The following is a 19,544-nucleotide window of genomic DNA, read 5'->3' as shown; positions in this document are numbered from 1 at the left end:
ACGCAGGCGGTTCATCAGTGGACGGGGGCGGCGGTTAGCGAGCCCGCGCGAACAGGTCAACCGGCAACCCGGTCCGCCCAGGGCAGGACCGGCCCTGCCGGTACGATGCCGCTGGGGTTCAGGTCGCGGTGGCTGGCATAATAATGCGTCTTGATGTGATCCAGATGCACCGTGCCCGCAATCCCGGGCACGTCCAGCATCCGCTCCAGCAGCGCCTCCAATGCCGGATAGTCCCGGATGCGGCGCAGGTTGCACTTGAAATGCCCGTGATAGACCGCATCGAAGCGCACCAGCGTGGTGAACAGCCGGATATCGGCCTCGGTCATCGCCTCCCCGACCAGCCATGCCCGATCCGCCATCCGCGTCTCCAGCGCGTCCAGCGTCTCGAACAGCGGATGCACCGCCGCCTCATACGCATCCTGCGACGTCGCGAACCCCGCCTTGTACACCCCGTTGTTGACCCGGTCGTAGACCTCGGCATTGACGCGATCGATCTCGGCCCGCAGCGGTTCGGGGTAGAAGTCGCCCGGCGTCGCGCCCAGCCCGTCGAACGCCGTGTTCAGCATGCGGATGATCTCCGCCGATTCGTTGCTGACGATGGTCCCGGTCTCCCGGTCCCACAGCACCGGCACCGTCACCTTGCCGCTGTAGCCGGGTCTGGCGCGCGCATAGAGCTGCCACAGATAGTCCGCGCCGTGCAGCGGATCGCCGGTGCCGCCGCGTCCCGTCTCGAACGTCCAGCCATGGTCCAGCATCACCGGATCGACCACCGACACGTCGATCATCGCCTCCAGCCCCTTCAGCGCCCGGACGATCAGCGTCCGGTGCGCCCAGGGGCAGGCATAGCTGACATAAAGATGGTAGCGCCCGGCCGCGGCGGGGCGCCCCGGCTGGCCATCAGGGCCTGGGCCGCCATCGGCGGTCACCCATTCGCGAAACCCCGAATCCTGCCGCTTGAAGGCGCCGTCCTTGGAGTCCTCGGTCACCTTGCCCGGCTGCCACGCGCCGTCCACCATCCTGCCCATCTGCGTCTCCCGGTTTTTCGGGGTTGCGAACGCATGAGAGGGGCAAGCGTGCCGCTACAGCCGCTGCGGCACCCCGCCGGTCCAGACGTGCGTGCAAAGCTGCGCTTGCGGCGTATCGTCCGCCTCCAGCGCCTGCACCGTCACCCATCCCTGCCCGCGCAGCGCCGCGCCATCGGCATGCGGCGTCCCCACCGGCAGGAACAGGCGCCGCCGCTCGGCTTTGGGCGCGGTTGCCACGATCGCATCGGCATATAGCGAGAAGCCCGTCGCCTTCTCCTCGCGGCCATCCTCGTGGATCAGCGTATAGGTGCCGCCCCGCCCGACCTCGCGCGGCGGTCCCGCCACGAACAGCGAGAAGCCCAGCCAGCTCTGATATTCGAAGCCATGCCGCTCGGTCGGGTCCAGCGTCATCGCGACGCCGTCGCCCAGCGCCGCTGCAATCGCCTCCAGCCCATCCAGCCGGCTGGCCAGCACCCCGTGCACGTCGAGGCGGCGCAACCGCTCGATCGCCGACGCGAACGGCCCCGCCGCTTCGACCAGCGGCAGATAGTCCGGCGCGATCGCCGCCACCCCGCCCGCATCCTTGGCGTCCAGTCGCTCGCGTAAAGGTCCGACCTGCTCCGCTGCCACCGGCAACGGCCCCGCCGCCAGCGTGTCGACCAGATCGGGCAGCGTGAAGTCGATCGAGATGCCCGTCGCCCCGGCCGCGCTCAGCGCCTCCACCGCGACGCGCACGATCTCGGTCGCCGCCGCCACCGAATCGAGCCCGATCAGCTCCGCCCCGATCTGTCGCCACTCGCGCGCAGGCGCCAGTTGCGACGCGCGCAGCTTCACCACCGTGCCCGCATAGGACAGCCGCACCGGCCGCGGGTGGTGCCCCATCCGCGTCGCCGCGATCCGCGCCACCTGCGCGGTCAGGTCGGGCCTGAGTGCCAGCGTCCGCTGCGACACCGGATCGACGAAGCGCACCGCATCGTGCAGCCCCCCCGCCTTCAACCGCGACGCCAACGCCTGCGCAAACTCGATCAGCGGCGGATCGGCCCGCTCATATCCATGCAGCCGCGCCGCCTCCAGCACCCGCGCCTCGACCGCCGCGGCAGCGTCGGCAAAAGGCGGCAGGCGGTCGTGGAATCCTTCGGGCAGTAGGGCGGTCATGCCGCCGCTCCATCACCAAGGATGACGCTCGCCACGCCCTCCGGATTGGTCGTGACATCTTGATTGGAGAAGCGGATCACACGATAGCCCTGCTGTTCGATCTGCACCGTCCGGCGCGCGTCGCGGGCTTGGTCCGTGTGCGTATCGCCGTCAAGTTCGATGACCAATCGCGGCGACCTGGCGGCGAAATCGGCGATGTACGGGCCGATGGGTACCTGCCGCGAAAACTTGATCCCACCGATCCGTCGATTGCGGATGATCCGCCAGAGCCGCGCTTCCGCCTCGGTCATCTGCCGCCGCATCGCACGAGCACGGTCCCGCAACACCGGATCGGTTTTCATGATGGCAAGCTACCACACCCTCTCCCCTCCGGGGAGAGGGAAGGGGCCCGCTGCCGTCAGGCAGTGGGAAGGGTGAGGGGCAGACCAGCAGAGCAGCACTGCTTGGCAACCCCTCACCCAAACCCTCCCCGGAGGGGAGAGGGCTTTAACGCCCCCTCATCTCAAAACTTCAACCCCATCGCCGTCTTCACCCCCGGCAATGCCTTCACCGTCGCCAGCAATTCGGCCGACACCACCTCGTCCAGCGACAGCAGCACCACCGCCTCGCCCCCGGCCGAGCGGCGGCCCAGGTGGAAGGTCGCGATGTTCACGCCCGCCTCGCCCAGCGTCGTGCCCAGGCGGCCGATAAAGCCCGGCGCGTCCTCATTGACGACATACAGCATCGGCCCGTCCAGATCGGCCTCGACCTTGATGCCGAACAGTTCGACGAGGCGCGGCGCCTCGTTGCCGAACAGCGTGCCGACCACCGAACGCTCACCGTCCGAGGTCTTGACGCTGACGCGCACCAGCGTGTGGTAATCGCCCTCGCGCTCGGTCCGCACCTCGCGTACCTCGATGCCCTTGTCCTTGGCCAGGAACGGCGCATTGACCATGTTCACCGTGTCCGAATGGACGCGCAGGAACCCGGCCAGCACCGCCGACACGATCGGCTTCTGGTTGAGTTCAGCCGCCGCACCTTCCGAATGCACCGAGATACGCGCGATGCCGCCATGCGCCAGCTGCCCGACCAGCGAGCCCAGCTTCTCGGCCAGCGCCATGTACGGCTTCAGCTTGGGCGCTTCCTCCGCCGACAGGCTCGGCACGTTCAGCGCGTTGGTGATCCCGCCCGTCACCAGATAATCGGCCATCTGCTCGGCGACCTGGATGGCCACGTTGACCTGCGCCTCGTTGGTCGATGCGCCCAGATGCGGGGTGGAGATGAAGTTGGGCGTGCCGAACAGCGGGCTTTCCTTGGCCGGCTCGGTCACGAACACGTCGAGCGCCGCGCCGCCGATATGGCCCGAATCGAGCCCCTGCTTCAGCGCCGCCTCGTCGATCAGGCCGCCGCGCGCGCAGTTGATGATGCGCACGCCCTTCTTCGTCTTGGCCAGGTTCTCGGCCGACAGGATGTTGCGGGTCTGCTCGGTCAGCGGCGTGTGCAGCGTGATGAAGTCCGCACGCGCCAGCAGATCGTCCAGCGTCACCTTCTCCACGCCCATTTCCAGCGCGCGTTCCGGCGTCAGGAACGGGTCATAGGCGACGACCTTCATCTTCAGGCCCAGTGCCCGGTCCGCGACGATCGAGCCGATATTGCCCGCGCCGATCAGGCCGAGCGTCTTGGAGGTCAGCTCCACGCCCATGAAGCGGTTCTTCTCCCACTTGCCTCCTTGCGTCGACGCGTCGGCTTCCGGCAACTGGCGGGCCAGTGCGAACATCAGCGCGATGGCATGTTCGGCGGTGGTGATCGAATTGCCGAACGGCGTGTTCATCACCACCACGCCCTGTGCGGAGGCGGCAGGAATATCGACATTGTCGACACCGATGCCGGCGCGCCCGACGACCTTCAGATTGGTCGCATGCGCCAGTATGTCCTTGGTCACCTTGGTCGAGCTGCGGATGGCGAGGCCGTCATACTGGCCGATGATCGCCTTCAGCTCGTCGGGCGTCTTGCCCGTGATCTCGTCCACTTCGACGCCACGCTCGCGAAAGATCTGCGCGGCCTTGGGGTCCATCTTGTCGGAAATAAGTACCTTGGGCATGACATTGCTCCTGCAAGGAATTTGGAATCTCGCCCTCTCCCCCACGGGGAGAGGGAGGGGACCCATGGCTCCGCCATGGGGAGGGTGAGGGGCAGACACGGGCGAAAGCGCTGCTTGGCAGCCCCTCACCCAACCCTCCCCGGTGGGGAGGGCTAGAAGGGATCACCCCCGCGCGGTCGTGTAGGCCCAGTCGAGCCACGGCCCGAGCGCCTCGATATCCGCGGTCTCGACGGTCGCCCCGCACCAGATACGCAGGCCCGACGGCGCATCGCGATACCCCGCCACGTCATAGGCCGCGCCTTCGGCCTCCAGCAGCGACGCCATCTTCTTGATCAGCGCGTCGTCCGCGCCCTCGACCGTCAGGCAGACGCTGGTGGTCGACCGGATCGCCGGGTCCTCCGCCAGATGGCCCAGCCAGTCGCGCGCCTCGACGATCCGGTTCAGCGCCGCCGCGTTCGCGTCCGACCTCTTGACCAGCGCCTCGGCACCGCCCAGCCCCTTGGCCCATTCCAGCGCGAAGATCGCGTCCTCGACGGCCAGCATCGACGGCGTGTTGATCGTCTCGCCCTTGAACACGCCCTCGGCCAGCTTGCCCTTGGAGACGAGGCGGAACACCTTGGGCAGCGGCCATGCCGGCGTATAGCTTTCCAGCCGCTCGACCGCCCGCGGCCCCAGGATCAGCACGCCGTGCGCACCCTCGCCGCCCAGCACCTTCTGCCACGAGAAGGTGGCGACATCGATCTTGTCCCACGGCAGGTCATAGGCGAACACGCCCGAGGTCGCGTCGGCGAACGACAGCCCCTCGCGATCCTCGGCGATCCAGTCGCCGTTCGGCACGCGCACGCCCGAGGTGGTGCCGTTCCAGGTGAACAGCACGTCGTTGGACCAGTCGACCGCGCTCAAATCCGGCAACTGCCCGTAATCGGCGCGCAGGACGGTCGGATCGATCTTCAACTGCTTGACCGCATCGGTCACCCAGCCCTCGCCGAAGCTTTCCCAGGCGAGCGCGGTGACGGGCCGCGCGCCCAGCATCGTCCACATCGCCATTTCGAAGGCACCGGTGTCCGATCCGGGTACGATGCCGATGCGGTGGGTATCGGGGAGCTTCAGCAGCTCGCGCATCAGGTCGATGCAATATTGCAGCCGCTGCTTGCCCAGCTTCGAGCGATGCGAACGGCCGAGGCTGTCCGTCGCGAGCTTGGCCGCATCCCAGCCCGGAGGCTTGGCGCAGGGACCGCTGGAAAAATAGGGGCGTACCGGCTTGGTAGCGGGCTTCGCAGGCGCAAGAGTGGCGTCGGCGGCAGTCGTATCAGTCATATAGACTCTCCTCACAGAGAGCACGCGCGGCGTTGGGACCGCGTGGCCCGACGTCGGCTCTAAGGAGGTAGGATGACAAGGGCAAGCACCTTTCTCGCCCTCGCCCCTCCGGGGAGAGGGAGGGGACCCGCGGCGCAGCCGTGGGGAGGGTGAGGGGCAGACCAACAGTGCAGCGCTGCTTGGCAGCCCCTCACCCCAGCCCTCTCCCCGGCGGGGAGAGGGAGCCGCGAACGCTTCACCGCTAAACCCTTGCATCCCGCGGACACCCTCCCGCACAGACGAACCGTGCGCCGACTGACCTCCATCCTCCTCCTCACCCTTGCCCTCACCGCCTGCGGCCGAACCGATCGCCCCACCACCCCGCGCGCCAGGGCCGAGCCGCTGCGGCCCTCCACCCGTGAAAACGCCCAGTGCCAGGCCGATCTCCGCCGCGAGGGCGTGGACTATCGCGAGCTGCCGCCGAAGGATTACGGAAACGGCTGCGGCCTCTACGGCGCGGTGCAACTGACCGATATCGGCGTCCCCGTTACCGGCGTCACCGCCATGCGCTGCGGCGCGGCGCGGGCCTTTGCCGGCTGGGTGCGCAACGCCGTCGCCCCCGCCGCCTATCAGATCCTCGGCTCCGAACTCGCGCGGGTCGAGGGGATGGGCACCTATGCCTGTCGCAACATCGTCGGCACGCGCGGCATGGGCGACCGGCGCTCGGGCCACGCGCTCGCCAATGCGGTCGATATCGGCGGCTTCGTGCTGAAGGACGGGCGGCGCATCACCATCCTGCGCGACTGGTCCTCGCCCGATCCGGCGACGCAGCGTTTCCTGCAGGCGATCCGCACCTCGGCCTGCCGCCGCTTCGGCACCGTGCTGACCCCCAATTACAACGCCGCGCACCGCAATCACCTCCATCTGGAGGACGACCGCGCCCGTTTCTGCCGGTAGCGCCGCCCCCTAGCAAGCGGCTGCACTTTCCCGTATTTGGCCGCGATGACCGATACCCGCGTACCAAACCGCGTCTTCCCGCGTGCCAGCCAGGATGCCGAGACCGCCAAGACCAGCGTCTCGACCCCGCAAACCGAACATCCGGCCTATCGCCTCGCCTTTCAGGACATGGATTTCCTGCTGCGCGAGGATCTGCGCCCGATCCGCTTCCAGCTCGAACTGCTGAAGCCGCAACTGCTGCTGGAGGAGGCCAAGATCGCCTCCACCTTCGTCTTCTACGGCTCGGCCCGCATCCCGGAGCCTGCCAAGGCGCAGGCGCTGCTCGATCTCGCCACCGACGATGCGTCGCGCCGGATCGCCGAGCGCCTCGTCGCCAAGAGCAAATATTACGACATCGCGCGCGAGCTTTCGCGCATCACCAGCCGCCTGCCGCGCGACGCCAACGGCATGCGCCACTTCGTCGCCTGCTCGGGTGGCGGCCCTTCGATCATGGAGGCGGCGAACCGCGGTGCAGCGGACGTCGGCGTCGATTCCATCGGCCTCAACATCGTGCTGCCCCACGAACAGGCGCCCAACCCTTACGTCACCCCCTCGCTCAGCCTGCAATTCCACTATTTCGCGCTGCGCAAGATGCATTTCCTGCTGCACGCACGGGCACTTGCGGCATTCCCCGGCGGCTTCGGCACGTTTGACGAGCTGTTCGAGCTGCTGACCCTGATCCAGACCGGCAAGATCCAGCCCATCCCGGTGCTGCTGTTCGGCCGCGAATTCTGGGAACGCGTCATCAACTTCGACGCACTGGTCGAGGAAGGCGTGGTGTCCGAGCGCGATCTCGGCATCTTCACCTATGTCGAGACCGCCGAGGAAGCCTGGGACGTGGTCCGCCACTTCTACGAGGAACAGGCCAAGAAGGCCGACGCGGTAGGCTAACACGCCCCCTCTCCCCTTCGGGGAGCATCAGGTAAACAGCGCCCCGCGCTGTTCAGGTCATGCCGGGGGCATGACCGACCTTCTGCTCCCCGAGGGGGAGAGGGCTTTACGCAGCTTTTCCCCGCATCTCGCCCGCAATCACCCGCACCAGATCGCCTGCCGGCATCGCCCGCGCCAGCGGCGCCCCCTGCCCCGCCCATTGCGCGCCGTATCCCGTCTCGCCGACGGCCTTTGCGGCCGCATTCAGCGCCTTGCCCGCATCATAAGCCACCGGATACGCCGGCACCGCCGCCGCCAGCCGCTCGCCCAGCGCCGTAAAGCGATTGGGCAAGCACCGCGCCGGCCGCCCCGAAATCGCCCGCGTCATCACCGTATGCGCCGCCCCCGGCCCCATCAGCGCCGCGCGGTACGCATCGTCCGCCGCACTTTCCGGACAGGCGATGAACGCCGTACCAAGCTGCGCCGCCACCGCCCCCAGCGCCAGCGCGGCATCGACGCCCGCACCGTCCATGATCCCGCCCGCCGCGATCACCGGCACCGGACCTCTGGCCAACAGCCGCACCAGCGCCAGCGTCCCCAGCGCATCGTCGCGCGCCGCCGGATCGAACACGCCCCGATGCCCGCCCGCCTCGATCCCCTGCGCCACCAGCACATCGATCCCGGCCGCCCGCGCCGCCGCCGCCTCGGCCGGCGACGTCACGCTGGCAAGCAGCAGGCAGCCCGCCGCCCGCAACGCTGCGATCCGGTCCGCACCGGGCAGGCCGAAGTGAAAGCTCACCACCGCCGGTCGCGTCGCCAGCAACAGCGCCAGCATGGCATCATCTTCGGCAAAGCTGGGATAGATGGCACGCAACGCCGTTGGCGGCACCGCGTCGAATTCGGCAAAGGTCGGCGCCAACGCGTCGATCCACGCCGCCGCGCGCTCGCCATCATCGTGCGGCGCGGCATGGACGAACAGATTGACCGCAAAGGGCCGCGCGGTCCGCGCCCGCAGGTCCGCGATCATCGCCGCCGCACCTGCCGCATCGCTCGCGCCCAGCGCGATCGACCCCAGCCCGCCGGCCTCGCACACCGCCGCCGCCATCGCCGGGGTGGAGACGCCCGCCATGGGCGCCTGCACCAGCGGCAGCGACAGGTTCAGCCGCGCCGCCGGCATGCGCCGATCACTTGACCGGCGACTTCTCGCCCTCGATCGCCGCCTGCGGGTCGACCGACGGTGCGCCGGAGGCGGGGGTGCCGGTGTTCGCCACCGCGCCCGTCTCGCCGCGCACATCGTCGGTGACGTTCTGCACCGCCTCGGGCGCCGCATCGCCGCCCGCCGCCGCGGCGGCCGGCGCGGCCGGCAAGGGCAGGTTCGACCCTTGCGCGTTCAGATAGACCAGCAGGTTCGCCCGGTCCTCGGCATTGGCGAGGCCGGCAAAGGTCATCTTCGTGCCCGGCGCGAACTTGCGCGGCGAACGCAGCCAGGCGTCCATCTTCTCGAAGTCCCAGTTGCCGCCCACCGCCTTCAGCGCATCGGTAAAGGCAAAGCCGCCCTTGCCCTGCCCGATCGGCTCGCCAAGCGTGTGATAGAGATTCGGCCCGATGCCATTGGCACCGCCCTGGTTGATCGTGTGGCACGCGGCGCATTTCTTGAACACTTCCGCGCCCTTGGCCGCATCGGCCGTGGGCAGCAGCGAGGCGATCGCCACCTCCGGCGCACCGCCGGCGCCGGCTTCCTCGACGCCTTCGATGGCATAGCCCATCTTTTCGGGGCGTTCGCCGTGGAAGATCATGCCCCCCGCGATCGCCAATCCCAGTGCGGCGCCGCACGCGCCCAGCACCCATCCCGCGATCGTGTTGGTCTTCAGATCCATGGCGCAAGGGCCCCCGTTTATGCTCTCCTGACACGACCCTTAGGAAACCACGCCCGCCCCTGCAAGCGGCGCTTGATCGATGCGCGCCGGCTGCGTACCGCGCTTGGCCATCATGGAGAGCTATCCCGCCCCCGCCCGCCCGATCGTCGCCGCCATGTCGGCCGCCGCCGCCGCCCAGCCGGAACGCGCGGTCGCGTTTCAGGGCGCGCCGGGCGCGAACAGCCATGTCGCCATGGCGCAGGCCTTTCCGGACGGCCTGCCGCTTCCCTGTTTCGACTTCGCCGATGCGCTCGATGCGGTAAAGGACGGTCGCGCCGATTGTGCGATCATTCCGATCGAAAACTCACTGCACGGCCGCGTCGCCGACATGCATTTCCTGCTCCCCGAATCGGGACTGGTCATCACCGGCGAGCATTTCCTGCCGATCCGCCACGCGCTGATGGGGCTCGGCACGCGCGACACGGTGCGCGAGGCGATGAGCCACCCGCAGGCGCTGGGCCAGTGCCGCCACTGGCTGCGCGCGCACGGGATACAGCCGGTCGCCTATCCCGATACCGCCGGCGCCGCCGCACGCGTCGCCGAATTGGGCGATCCCACCGTCGCCGCGCTCGCGCCGCCCGCCGCCGCGGACATTTACGGCCTGACCCTGTTCGCCACCGACATTGCGGATGCGGATCACAACATGACCCGATTCGTCACGCTCGCCCGCGGCGGCCGTCCGCCGGCGGGCGAAGGCCCATGGATGACGACGCTGATCTTCGAGGTGAAGAACATCCCCGCCGCGCTCTACAAGGCGATGGGCGGTTTCGCGACCAACGGCGTCAACATGACCAAGCTGGAAAGCTATCAGCGCGGCGGCACCTTTGCCGCGACCGAATTCTACGCCGATGTCGACGGCAGGCCGGGCGACGCGGCGTTCGACCGCGCGGTGGAGGAACTCGGCTTCCATTCCAAATGGGTCCGCATCCTCGGCACCTACCGCCAGGCCCGCGCACGGGGGTAGCCCCTTAGACCGTGATAACTTTACGTTGATCCGTTCGTGCCGAGTAGAGATCGAGTAGCTCCGCAGGCGCGTATCGAGGTGAGCAGGTCGGATCGTCCCCCGGACGATCCTGAACATGCCGGGGGCATGTTCACCGGCTCACCGTATCGAGGCACCGCCCCGCGCGCGAACCTGTCTCTCGATACGCCGTCTCGATACGCAGCTTCGCCGCTACTCGACGGCTACTCGAGACGAACGGATCATGGTTTAACCTCATGTCGTCTGGCTCTAGCCTCCGGCCCACACCCGCATCAGGTCATGCGCGATGGCATAGGCGGGCGGCGCCACGAACCGCCCCGCCTCGCCCGCCAGTGCCGCGCGCATCTCCGCCTTCGTCACCCAGATCGCATCCTCCAGCTCGTTGGTGTCCAGCGTGATCGCGTCGCTGTCCGCGCGGGCGATGCACGCGATCATCAGCGACGACGGGAACGGCCAGGGCTGGCTCGCCACATAGCGCACGTCGCGCACCACGACGCCCGCCTCCTCCGCCACCTCGCGCGCCACCGCTTCCTCGATCGACTCGCCCGGCTCCAGAAAGCCCGCCAGCGCCGAGTAGCGCCCCGGCGGAAAGGCCGGCTGCCGCCCCAGCAGCGCCCGCCCCTCATGCTCGGCGATCATGATCACCACCGGATCGGTGCGCGGAAAATGCTCGGTCCCGCACATCGGGCAGGCCCGGCCCCAACCGGCGCGGAACGGCCGGGTCACGCCGCCGCAATTGGCGCAGAAGCCGTGCCGCGCATGCCAGTCCAGCACGCTGCGCGCCGCCGCATAGGTCGCCGCCTCGCCCGCGTTGAGCGCGTGCAGCGCTGCGATCAGCTCGAACGAGCGCCCCCGCGCCGGCGCACCGGTGATCGCGGCGAAATGCGGCACCCCGCCCTCGTCCAGCCCCAGCAGCACCAGATCGCTCGGCATGCCCGGCAGCGCGGTCCAGCCCAGCCGCCCGTCCGCCATCGCCGGCACATAGTCGTCCATCACCAGCAGGCGCGCCGCCGGATCCGCCATCGCCGCCGCCAGCCCCTCGGCATCGTGGCGCAGCGCATCCGCGCGGTTCAGGCGGCCGCCGGTAAAGCCGATCGCGGGCATCTCGCTCATCGCACCCCCAACCGTGCCGCATCCCCGGCGAGCGCGCCCAGCGCCTGTTCGCGCAGCGGATACCGGTTGGACGGGAAGTAGTTGACCATGATCGTCCCGCGCACCCCGCGCGACGGATCGACGAAGGCCACCGTGCCCGCCGCACCGCCCCAGCCATAGGTGCCCTTGCCCGCACCCCCCGGCTGATCCGCCAGCAGCACCGATCCGCCCGCGCCGTAACCCATCGGCACCTCGGCATTGGTGCCCCCGGTACTCGCCGCCACGCCGCCGAAGCGCACGCCAGCCGGCAACAGGTTCGACATCGCCAGCGCCACCGTCTCGGGCTTCATCACCCGCACCCCCTCCAGCGTGCCGCCATCCTGCAGCATGTGCAGGAAACGGTCGTAATCGCGCGCCGACATCACCAGCCCGGCACCGCCATAGGGAAAGCTCGGCACCTGTCGAAAGACGGAGGTCGCCGCCGGATCGAGCGGCACCATCGTATCGCCGACAAAGCTGTAGTTGGTCGCCAGCCGTCCCGCCTGTGCCGCCGGCACCTGCCAGTAGCTCGACGTCATCTTCAGCGGCCGGAACAGCCGGGTGGAGACGAACTGCTCGAACGGCATGCCCGATGCCTTCTCGATCACCGCCGCCATCACGTCGAGCCCGATCGAATAGCTCCACCTGGTGCCCGGCTCCGCGATCAGCGGCAGCGTGGCGACGCGCGTGGCGAATTCGGCCAGCGTCTTCGGCCGGGTCGCGCGCATCTTCGCCTCGACCGCCGCGTTGACCGCGGCGGGCACGATCCCCAGCCGCTCATATTCCTTCAGGATCGGCCCCTTGGCATTGATCGAATAGCTGAGGCCGGCGGTATGGGTCAGCAGGTGGCGGACCGTGATCGGCGTCCTGGCCGGCACGGATGTCAGACTGGTGTCCGGGCTCGTCAGCACCCGCATCCTGGCAAAGCCGGGAAAAAAGTCGCTGATCGGCTGGTCCAGCTTCAACCGGCCATCCTCCACCAGCATCATCGCCGCCATGCCGGTGATCGGCTTGGTCATCGAATACACGCGCCACAGCGTGTCCGGCCCGGCGACCGCCGCGTTCGGCTCCAGCCCGCCCCGGCCGGCGGCGGGGAACAGCGTCGGCCCGTCCCCGCGCCCGATCGCCACCACGATGCCCGGCATCTTGCCCTCGCGGACATAGCCGTCGAGCAGGCTTTGCGTGGCGGGCAGGAGGGCGGCCGCCGGCCGGGCGGCAGGTGCCTGCGGCCGGGCCTGCGACGGCAACTGCCGCTGCGCTTGCGGCTGCGCCTGCACCATCGCCCCCGTCACACCCAGCCCCGCCACGCCCAGCGCGACGCCCACGACCATCATCCGCTTCATCGACCAGTCCTCAACCGTTCCGCAGCCTTGGCGAACACCGTCGGCAGACCCGCGGTTCCGATCGCGTCGATCGGCCACCATTCGCCCGCCACCGATGGTTCAACCTCCGCCATGCCACGCGCCAGCGCCAGTTCCAGATCGAAATGGGTGAAACCGTGCGCCACCGTACCGTTCAGCACCGTCCAGTCGGTCTCCGCCGGCGCCTCCGCCAGCCCCGGCGGCACCTCCACCCACGGCCCGGTCGGCAGCGCGCGCATACCGCCCAGCAACCCCCTGTCCGGCCGCCGCACCAGCAGCACGCACCCCTCCCGCTCCAGCCAGAAGATCGTCCCGTGCCGCTGCGGCTTCGCCTTCTTCGCCGCTTTCACCGGCAACCGCTCCGGCGCGCCCGAGGCAAAGGCGTCGCATGCTTCGCGCAATGGGCAGAGCAGGCATTTGGGTGCGCGCACCGTGCACACGCCCGACCCCAGGTCCATCATTCCTTGCGCGAAATCGCCCGCCCGCGCATCCGGGGTGATCGTCTCCGCCGCCGCCCGGATCGCCGGCCGCGCCGCAGGGAGCGGGGTGGTGATCGCGAACAATCGCGCCACCACCCGCTCCACATTGGCGTCCACCACCACCGCCCGTTCGCCGAACGCGATCGCCGCCACCGCCGCCGCCGTATACGCCCCCAGCCCCGGCAGCGTGCGCAAGCCCGCCTCCGTCCGCGGAAAGGCACCGCCATGCTCCGCCACCACCGCCCTCGCCGCCTTCACCAGGTTGCGCGCCCGCGCATAATAGCCCAGCCCCGCCCAGGCGGCCATCACGTCGGCCTCGTCCGCCCCCGCCAGGCTAGCGAAATCCGGCCAGCGCGCGACCCACGCCTCGAAGCGCGGCGTCACCGCCGCCACCGTCGTCTGCTGGAGCATCACCTCGGACAGCCAGACCCGGTAGGCATCGGGCACCTCGCCGGGTTTGGCGCGCCATGGCAGGTCGCGCCGGTGTCGGTCGTACCAGGCGAGCAGCCGGTCGGGTATCGAAGATCGCTTGGCGTCCACCCGCCCGCTATGGCATGGCGTCGCCCATGAGCAAGCGCGCCGGCGCCCCCCGACCTGAATCCGTTCGTTCGAACCGCTCGCGTGCGGTGTCCGAACTGCTGCCCGCCATCGGCGGCGCGGCCTTTCGCCGCTTCGGCTTCGTGCAAAGCGCGGTGGTCAGCCGCTGGCCCGATATCGTCGGCCCGCGCCTGTCCGCGGCCAGCGCCCCCGAATCGATTCGCTTTCCCCATGGCAAGAAGCAGGACGGCACGCTGACGCTGGTCGTGCGCGGCGCACACGCGCCGATGATGCAGCATATCCAGCCCGAGATCATCGAGCGGGTGAACCGCTTCTTCGGCTATTGCGCGGTCGCCCGCATCCAGATCCGCCAGGGCGAGCTGCCGGCGCGCATGCCCGCCAGGAAGGCGCCGCCTGCGCCGCAACCCGTGCCGCCCGAAATGGGCGACGGGCTGAAGGGGATCGCGGATCCCGAACTGCGCGCCGTGCTCGAATCCTTTGCCGCCGGCGTCGCTGCCACCCGCGGCCTGCCCAAGGTGTCCTGATGCGCCTGATCCTTGCCTTTCTCGGCCTTGCCCTGCTCACCGCCGCGGCACCAAAACAGGACTGGACGACCACCGTCGCCCAGACGTCCGCCGGCGCCTATGTGCTGGGCAATCCCGCCGCGCGCGTGAAGCTGGTCGAATATGCCAGCTATACCTGCCCGCACTGTGCCGCCTTCGCCACCGAATCGGATGCGGTGCTGAAAGGTCGCATGATCCGTTCCGGCTCGACCAGTCTGGAGCTGCGCCACTTCATCCGCGACCGCCTCGATCTCGCCGCCGCCGTGCTGGCGCGGTGCGGCGGCGCCCGGGGCTTTTTCGGCACGCATCAGGCGATCTTCGCCGCGCAGAAGACGTGGCTGCCCCGCGGGTCGGAATTCGACCAGAACAACGCCCAGCGCCTGTCCGCCTATCCGCTGGCCGCCCAGCTTCGCGCGCTCGCCGACGGCGCCGGCCTGTCCGACATCGCCAAGGCGCGGGGTCTGACCGATCCGGCCATCCAGGCCTGTTTCGCCGATCGCGCCGCGATCGACCGGATCGTCGCGATGACCAGCGCCGCGCCCGACACCATTCAGGGCACCCCCGCCTTCATCGTCAACGGCAAGCAGGCGGACAGCTTCGCCTGGGCCGGCCTCGAACCCCTGCTGCGCGCCGCCGGCGCGCGCTGATCAACGGAGTATCCATGCCATGATGCGTCGTCTTGCCCCGCTGGCCCTCACGCTCGTTCTCGCCGCCTGCGGCGGCGGCGGCGACGGCAACAGCACCACCGCGGCCAGCCCGGTCGCCCCGGTCGCCGCCCCTGCCGGCCAGAACTGGACCGACACCGTGTCCAAGACGGCGGAAGGCTATGTGATGGGCAACCCCAACGCCCCGATCAAGCTGGTCGAATATGGCTCGCGCCTGTGCCCCACCTGCGGCGCCTTCGCCCGCGAAGCCTATGAGCCGCTGACGAAGAACTATGTCGGCTCGGGCAAGGTCTCGTTCGAATTCCGCGAATTCCTCGTCCACGGCGCGCCCGATCTGCCGCCGGCGCTGCTCGGTCAGTGCGGCGGCGCACAGCCCTTCTTCCCGCTGCTCGAACAGATGTACCAGGCGCAGAACGGCTTCAACGACAAGCTGCAGGCGATGCCGCAGGCCATGCAGCAGCAGCTTCAGGCGGCAAAGCCCGTCGATGCGATCCGCATGATGGCCGAGCAGATGGACCTCATCAACTTCGTCAAGCAGCGCGGCATCCCCGAGCCCAAGGCGCGGGCATGCCTCGCCAACATGGGCGAGATCGACCGCCTGACCAAGCAGACGCAGGACAAGACGCAGGACGGCACCGTGTCCGGCACCCCCACCTTCCTTATCAACGGCAAGGTCGTCCCCAACGCGATCAGCTGGAAGGACATCGAGAGCGCGCTGAAGCAGAACGGCGCCTGACCCGACCGGCCCTCTCCCCTCCGGGGAGCATCAGGTGAACAGCGCCCCGCGCTGTTCAGCCCATGCCGGGGGCATGGGCGACCTGATGCTGGAGGAGCCCGCCGCGAAGCGGTGGAAGGGTGAGGGGCCGCCAAGCCGCGCAACGCTGGCGGTCTCCCACCTCCGGAGGTAAGACGCACCGGTGCAGATCAAGCGCCTTCGCATCACCGGCTTCAAGAGCTTCGTCGACCCGGCCGATCTACGCATCGAACCCGGCCTGACCGGCGTCGTCGGGCCAAATGGCTGCGGCAAGTCGAACCTTCTCGAAGCGCTGCGCTGGACGATGGGGGAGACCAGCGCCAAATCGATGCGCGGTGCCGGCATGGAGGATGTGATCTTCGCGGGCACCACCAGCCGCCCGCCGCGCGACTTTGCCGAGGTGTCGCTCCTCGCCGAGATCCCCTCCGCCACCGGCCCGCAGGAAACCGAGATCGTCCGCCGGATCGAGCGTGGCGCCGGCTCCGCCTACCGGATCGACGGGCGCGACGTGCGGGGCAAGGATGTCGCGCTGCTCTTCGCCGACGCCGCCACCGGCGCGCATTCGCCGGCGCTGGTCAGCCAGAACCGGATCAGCGCCGTCATCGCCGCACGACCGGCCGAGCGCCGTGCGATGCTGGAAGAAGCCGCCGGCATCGCCGGCCTCCACGTCCGCCGCCGCGATGCCGAGGCCAAGCTGCGCGCGACCGAGGCGAACCTCGCCCGACTGGACGAGGTCATCGCCGATCAGGACCAGCGTCTCGCGGCGCTTCGCCGCCAGGCCCGCACGGCGGAGCGCTATCGCCTGCTCTCCGACCAGATCCGCGTTGCGGAGGCGCGCATGGTCTTTGCCCGCTGGCGCGACGCGGCCGACGCCGCCAACGCGGCCAAGGCACTGGCGGAACAGGCCGAATTGCTTGTCGCCACCGCCACCGCCGCCGCCGCCGCCGCCACCGCGGCGGTCACCCGCGCCGCCCGCCGCCTCGCCACCCTGCGCGCCGACGCCCTTGCCGCCCGCGACCGCGCCGCGGAGGCCGCCCACGCCCTCACCCGCGCCCGCGACCAGCGCCACGGCCTCCAGCGCCGCCTGGACGACATGACCGCCGCCCGCGCCCGCATCGCCGAGGACCATGCGCGCGAAAACGCCCTGGCGCGCGACGCCGCCGCCGCACTTTCCCGCCTCGCCGACGAAGCCGCCTCGCTCGACGCGACGATCGCGGAGGCGACCGCCGCCCTCCCCCTGCTCGACGCCGCGCTGGCCGATGCCGAGCGCGACGCCCGCGATGTCGAGGTCGCGCTCGCCCGGGCGCTCTCCGCCCATGCCGCCGAATCCGCGGAGCGCCGCGTCGCCACCGCCGCCCGCGCCGCCGCCGCCCAGGCGCACGACCGCGCCCGCCGCGACGCCGCCCAGGCCGCCCACAGCCTCGCCGCCCTCGCCGACGCCGCCCGCTTCGAAACCGACCGTGACGCCGCGCTCGCCGCGCAAGAGGCCGCCGTCGAACAGGCCGCCCGCGCCCGCGCCGCGCTGCAATGGGCCGAAACCAGCGAAGCCGACGCGATCGCCGAGCGCGATCCCGCCGAGGCCGCCCGCGCCGCCGCGCTCGCCGCCCTTGCCGCGCTCGATGCGGAGGCCGCCGCACTGACCCGCGCCACCCAGCGCGGCGACGACCGCCTGCTCGATGCGGTTCGTGCCGAACCCGGTTTCGAACGCGCGCTTGCCGCCGCGCTGGGCGACGAGCTCGACAGCGTCCTGTCCGACTGGACCGGCTCGCCGCTCGACCCCGACGATCCCCTGCCCCCCGTCGGCACGCTGCCGCTCGCCGCGCGGGTCGAGGCGCCCGAGGCGCTCACCCGCCGCCTGTCGCAGATCTGGCTGGTCGAGGTCGATTCGGGCCAGACGCTCGCCTGTGGTCAGCGCCTCGTCACCCGCGAGGGTCATGTCCGCCGCTGGGACGGCTACGCCACCGAGGGGGGTGGTGCCGCCGCGGCCGAGCGCCTCGAACGCCGCAACCGTCTCGCGGCGATCGAGGCGGAACGCCCCCTCGCGCAAGCCGCGGTCGACACCGCCACCCGCCAGCGCGCCGCGATCGACGAGCGCCTCGCCCGCGCCCGCGCCGCCGCCGCCTCGGCCCGCGCGCTGCTCGCCCGCGCCGATACCGACACCCGCGACGCCCAGCGTGCCGAGGACCGTGCCACCGCCCAGCTTGAGCGACTGGCCGCCCAGCGCACCGACCTCGCCAACCGCGTCGCGCAGCTCGACGCGCAGGTCGGCGACGCCGCCACTGCGCTGTCCGCCGCGGAGGATGCGCTGGCCGCCCTCCCCGATGGCGTCGCCGCCAGCCAGGTGGAGCGCCTGCAAGCCGAGGCGCAGGCCGCCCGCGGCGCCGTCGCCACGGCGCGCACCGACCGGCTCGCCCGCGACCGCACGCTCGCCGCCGCGCGCGAGCGCCGCACCGCCGCACTGGCCGAGGCATCGGGCTGGCGCACCCGCGCAGACGAGGCGGCGGCGCGCATCGCCGCGATGGCTACCCGCGCCGCCGATCTCGACCGCGACATTGCCGCCCTGGCCGAGCGCCCTGCCGCGCTGGCCGTGGAGATCGAACGGCTGGACGGCGACCACGCCGCCGCCCGCACCCGCGCCGATGCCCTTCAGGCCGACGAACGCGCCGCCGACACGGCCGTGCGCGAGGCCGAGGCGGCATCGACCCGCGCGCAGGAAGCGCTGGCCACCGCGCGCGAGGGTCGCGCCACCGCCGCGGCGCGCGTCGAATCCCACGAACTCCGCCGCGTCGAGATGGGCCGCGTCTCCGGCGAGCGGTTCGGCTGCCCCGCCCCCGTCCTCCCCGCCAAGCTGGAATTCGACAGCACCACCGTCGATACCCCGCAGGCCGAGGCCGCCGCGCATGAGAAGCGCAATGCCGAGCGCGACCGGCTCGGCCCGGTCAATCTGGTCGCGGAGGCCGAACTGGCCGAGCTGGAGCAAGCCGGCCGCGCCACCATCGCCGACCGCGACGAGCTGGGCGAGGCGGTGCAGCGGCTGCGCGGCTCGATCGGCACCCTCAACCGCGAAGGGCGCCAGCGGCTGCTTACCGCCTTTGCCGCGGTCGACGCCCATTTCCGCCGCCTCTTCACCACCCTGTTCGACGGCGGATCGGCGCATCTCGAAATGGTCGATTCGGACGATCCGCTGGAGGCCGGGCTGGAGATCATGGCGCAGCCCCCCGGCAAGCGGCTCCAGTCGCTGACGCTTCTGTCGGGCGGCGAACAGGCACTGACCGCGATCGCGCTGATCTTTGCGCTGTTTCTCACCAACCCTGCGCCGATCTGCGTGCTGGACGAGGTCGATGCCCCGCTCGACGACGCCAATATCGAACGCTTCTGCGACCTGCTCGACCGGATGACGCGCGAAACCGACACGCGCTACCTGATCGTCACCCACAATGCCGTCACCATGAGCCGCATGCACCGCCTGTTCGGGGTCACCATGGTCGAACGCGGCGTCAGCCGGCTGGTCTCGGTCGACCTCCAGGCCGCCAGCACCCTGATCGCGGCCGAATAATCCTTCTGCCCGCAGCAAGAAGATCTCGGGGCCGATGCAGTCGGCGGTCAGGGGCCTTGCATCCCCGCCCCCGCATCCCCATGTTGGACCTGCTTTAGTCGCATATCGACGGTTTTCGGCGCTTTGCGGCCCATTCTCCTTCTTTCCCTGCAGCCACGGCACCGGGCGCACCGGTCTT

17 protein-coding genes are annotated in these 19,544 nt (G+C 70.2%); 7 read left to right on the top strand and 10 right to left on the bottom strand.

All coding sequences use genetic code 11. The annotated features are described in order from the left end of the window. Nucleotides 1-56 precede the first annotated feature (56 nt). The 5 genes from GQR91_RS07635 to GQR91_RS07615 all read right to left on the bottom strand — a co-directional run bounded on the left by GQR91_RS07635 (nt 57) and on the right by GQR91_RS07615 (nt 5,577). Nucleotides 57-1,025, bottom strand: coding sequence for a glutathione S-transferase family protein (locus GQR91_RS07635; protein WP_149682214.1), 969 nt, complete (start codon nt 1,023-1,025; stop codon nt 57-59). 54 nt (nt 1,026-1,079) lie between these two features. After that, nucleotides 1,080-2,180 (bottom strand): ATP phosphoribosyltransferase regulatory subunit, encoded by a 1,101-nt coding sequence (locus GQR91_RS07630; RefSeq protein WP_149682215.1) that lies wholly within the window; start codon nt 2,178-2,180, stop codon nt 1,080-1,082. After that, nucleotides 2,177-2,521, bottom strand: a complete 345-nt coding sequence (locus tag GQR91_RS07625) for an endonuclease domain-containing protein (protein WP_149682216.1) — start codon at nt 2,519-2,521, stop codon at nt 2,177-2,179. Before GQR91_RS07625 ends, GQR91_RS07630 begins: the two co-directional genes overlap by 4 nt. A gap of 161 nt (nt 2,522-2,682) precedes the next feature. After that, nucleotides 2,683-4,260 (bottom strand): phosphoglycerate dehydrogenase, encoded by a 1,578-nt coding sequence (gene serA / locus GQR91_RS07620; RefSeq protein WP_149682217.1) that lies wholly within the window; start codon nt 4,258-4,260, stop codon nt 2,683-2,685. 162 nt (nt 4,261-4,422) lie between these two features. After that, entirely contained in the window at nt 4,423-5,577 is a 1,155-nt protein-coding gene (locus GQR91_RS07615; RefSeq protein ID WP_149682218.1) for a phosphoserine transaminase, read from the bottom strand. A gap of 285 nt (nt 5,578-5,862) precedes the next feature. Between GQR91_RS07615 and GQR91_RS07610 the strand changes: the two genes are divergently transcribed. After that, complete coding sequence (locus tag GQR91_RS07610) at nt 5,863-6,513, top strand: extensin family protein (protein WP_149682219.1); 651 nt, start codon at nt 5,863-5,865, stop codon at nt 6,511-6,513. A gap of 45 nt (nt 6,514-6,558) precedes the next feature. Continuing rightward, a complete protein-coding gene (locus GQR91_RS07605) occupies nt 6,559-7,443 on the top strand; it encodes an LOG family protein (protein WP_149682220.1) in 885 nt (294 codons plus the stop codon). A 106-nt stretch (nt 7,444-7,549) separates the two neighbouring features. Here GQR91_RS07605 and GQR91_RS07600 read toward each other — a convergent pair whose 3' ends face one another. Together GQR91_RS07600 and GQR91_RS07595 are read right to left on the bottom strand one after the other, a co-directional pair. Beyond that, nucleotides 7,550-8,599, bottom strand: a complete 1,050-nt coding sequence (locus tag GQR91_RS07600; protein WP_149682221.1) for an NAD(P)H-dependent flavin oxidoreductase — start codon at nt 8,597-8,599, stop codon at nt 7,550-7,552. A 7-nt stretch (nt 8,600-8,606) separates the two neighbouring features. Next, nucleotides 8,607-9,299 (bottom strand): c-type cytochrome, encoded by a 693-nt coding sequence (locus GQR91_RS07595; RefSeq protein WP_149682222.1) that lies wholly within the window; start codon nt 9,297-9,299, stop codon nt 8,607-8,609. 112 nt (nt 9,300-9,411) lie between these two features. On the opposite strand from GQR91_RS07595, the gene GQR91_RS07590 reads away from it, so the two are divergent. Further along, entirely contained in the window at nt 9,412-10,302 is an 891-nt protein-coding gene (locus tag GQR91_RS07590) for a prephenate dehydratase (RefSeq protein WP_149682223.1), read from the top strand. A 267-nt stretch (nt 10,303-10,569) separates the two neighbouring features. Here the strand turns inward: GQR91_RS07590 and nudC are convergent, their stop codons facing one another. The 3 genes from nudC to GQR91_RS07575 are packed head-to-tail and all read right to left on the bottom strand — an operon-like array spanning nt 10,570 to nt 13,831. Next, entirely contained in the window at nt 10,570-11,424 is an 855-nt protein-coding gene (nudC, locus tag GQR91_RS07585; RefSeq protein ID WP_149682374.1) for an NAD(+) diphosphatase, read from the bottom strand. Nucleotides 11,425-11,429: 5 nt separating this feature from the next. Continuing rightward, complete coding sequence (locus GQR91_RS07580) at nt 11,430-12,794, bottom strand: serine hydrolase domain-containing protein (RefSeq protein ID WP_235903997.1); 1,365 nt, start codon at nt 12,792-12,794, stop codon at nt 11,430-11,432. Further along, nucleotides 12,791-13,831, bottom strand: coding sequence for an A/G-specific adenine glycosylase (locus GQR91_RS07575; RefSeq protein ID WP_375781570.1), 1,041 nt, complete (start codon nt 13,829-13,831; stop codon nt 12,791-12,793). Before GQR91_RS07575 ends, GQR91_RS07580 begins: the two co-directional genes overlap by 4 nt. A gap of 26 nt (nt 13,832-13,857) precedes the next feature. Here GQR91_RS07575 and GQR91_RS07570 point away from each other — a divergent pair, with 26 nt between their 5' ends. The 4 genes from GQR91_RS07570 (at nt 13,858) to GQR91_RS07555 (ending at nt 19,366) form a co-directional block, all read left to right on the top strand. Next, entirely contained in the window at nt 13,858-14,373 is a 516-nt protein-coding gene (locus tag GQR91_RS07570) for a DUF721 domain-containing protein (RefSeq protein WP_235903998.1), read from the top strand. Beyond that, the gene (locus GQR91_RS07565) at nt 14,373-15,038 is read left to right on the top strand and encodes a DsbA family protein (protein ID WP_149682224.1); all 666 of its coding nucleotides are present in this window, start codon (nt 14,373-14,375) and stop codon (nt 15,036-15,038) included. Before GQR91_RS07570 ends, GQR91_RS07565 begins: the two co-directional genes overlap by 1 nt. A gap of 19 nt (nt 15,039-15,057) precedes the next feature. After that, on the top strand, nt 15,058-15,792 hold the full coding sequence (locus tag GQR91_RS07560; RefSeq protein WP_149682225.1) for a DsbA family protein: 735 nt from the start codon (nt 15,058-15,060) through the stop codon (nt 15,790-15,792). Nucleotides 15,793-15,973: 181 nt separating this feature from the next. Beyond that, on the top strand, nt 15,974-19,366 hold the full coding sequence (locus GQR91_RS07555; RefSeq protein ID WP_149682226.1) for a chromosome segregation SMC family protein: 3,393 nt from the start codon (nt 15,974-15,976) through the stop codon (nt 19,364-19,366). Nucleotides 19,367-19,544: the final 178 nt, after the last annotated feature.

Source organism: Sphingomonas carotinifaciens (assembly GCF_009789535.1).
Lineage (GTDB): Bacteria > Pseudomonadota > Alphaproteobacteria > Sphingomonadales > Sphingomonadaceae > Sphingomonas > Sphingomonas carotinifaciens.
Note: the sequence above shows the minus strand (reverse complement) of the source record. Positions and strands in the feature narration are given on the sequence as shown.

Excerpts from the sequence above, each read along its gene's own strand:
- GQR91_RS07635 (WP_149682214.1), bottom strand. The coding sequence starts at position 1,025 with ATGGGCAGGATGGTGGACGGCGCGTGGCAGCCGGGCAAGGTGACCGAG.
- GQR91_RS07630 (WP_149682215.1), bottom strand. The coding sequence starts at position 2,180 with ATGACCGCCCTACTGCCCGAAGGATTCCACGACCGCCTGCCGCCTTTT.
- GQR91_RS07625 (WP_149682216.1), bottom strand. The coding sequence starts at position 2,521 with ATGAAAACCGATCCGGTGTTGCGGGACCGTGCTCGTGCGATGCGGCGG.
- serA (WP_149682217.1), bottom strand. The coding sequence starts at position 4,260 with ATGCCCAAGGTACTTATTTCCGACAAGATGGACCCCAAGGCCGCGCAG.
- GQR91_RS07615 (WP_149682218.1), bottom strand. The coding sequence starts at position 5,577 with ATGACTGATACGACTGCCGCCGACGCCACTCTTGCGCCTGCGAAGCCC.
- GQR91_RS07605 (WP_149682220.1), top strand. The coding sequence starts at position 6,559 with ATGACCGATACCCGCGTACCAAACCGCGTCTTCCCGCGTGCCAGCCAG.
- GQR91_RS07600 (WP_149682221.1), bottom strand. The coding sequence starts at position 8,599 with ATGCCGGCGGCGCGGCTGAACCTGTCGCTGCCGCTGGTGCAGGCGCCC.
- GQR91_RS07595 (WP_149682222.1), bottom strand. The coding sequence starts at position 9,299 with ATGGATCTGAAGACCAACACGATCGCGGGATGGGTGCTGGGCGCGTGC.
- GQR91_RS07590 (WP_149682223.1), top strand. The coding sequence starts at position 9,412 with ATGGAGAGCTATCCCGCCCCCGCCCGCCCGATCGTCGCCGCCATGTCG.
- nudC (WP_149682374.1), bottom strand. The coding sequence starts at position 11,424 with ATGCCCGCGATCGGCTTTACCGGCGGCCGCCTGAACCGCGCGGATGCG.
- GQR91_RS07580 (WP_235903997.1), bottom strand. The coding sequence starts at position 12,794 with ATGAAGCGGATGATGGTCGTGGGCGTCGCGCTGGGCGTGGCGGGGCTG.
- GQR91_RS07570 (WP_235903998.1), top strand. The coding sequence starts at position 13,858 with ATGAGCAAGCGCGCCGGCGCCCCCCGACCTGAATCCGTTCGTTCGAAC.
- GQR91_RS07565 (WP_149682224.1), top strand. The coding sequence starts at position 14,373 with ATGCGCCTGATCCTTGCCTTTCTCGGCCTTGCCCTGCTCACCGCCGCG.
- GQR91_RS07560 (WP_149682225.1), top strand. The coding sequence starts at position 15,058 with ATGATGCGTCGTCTTGCCCCGCTGGCCCTCACGCTCGTTCTCGCCGCC.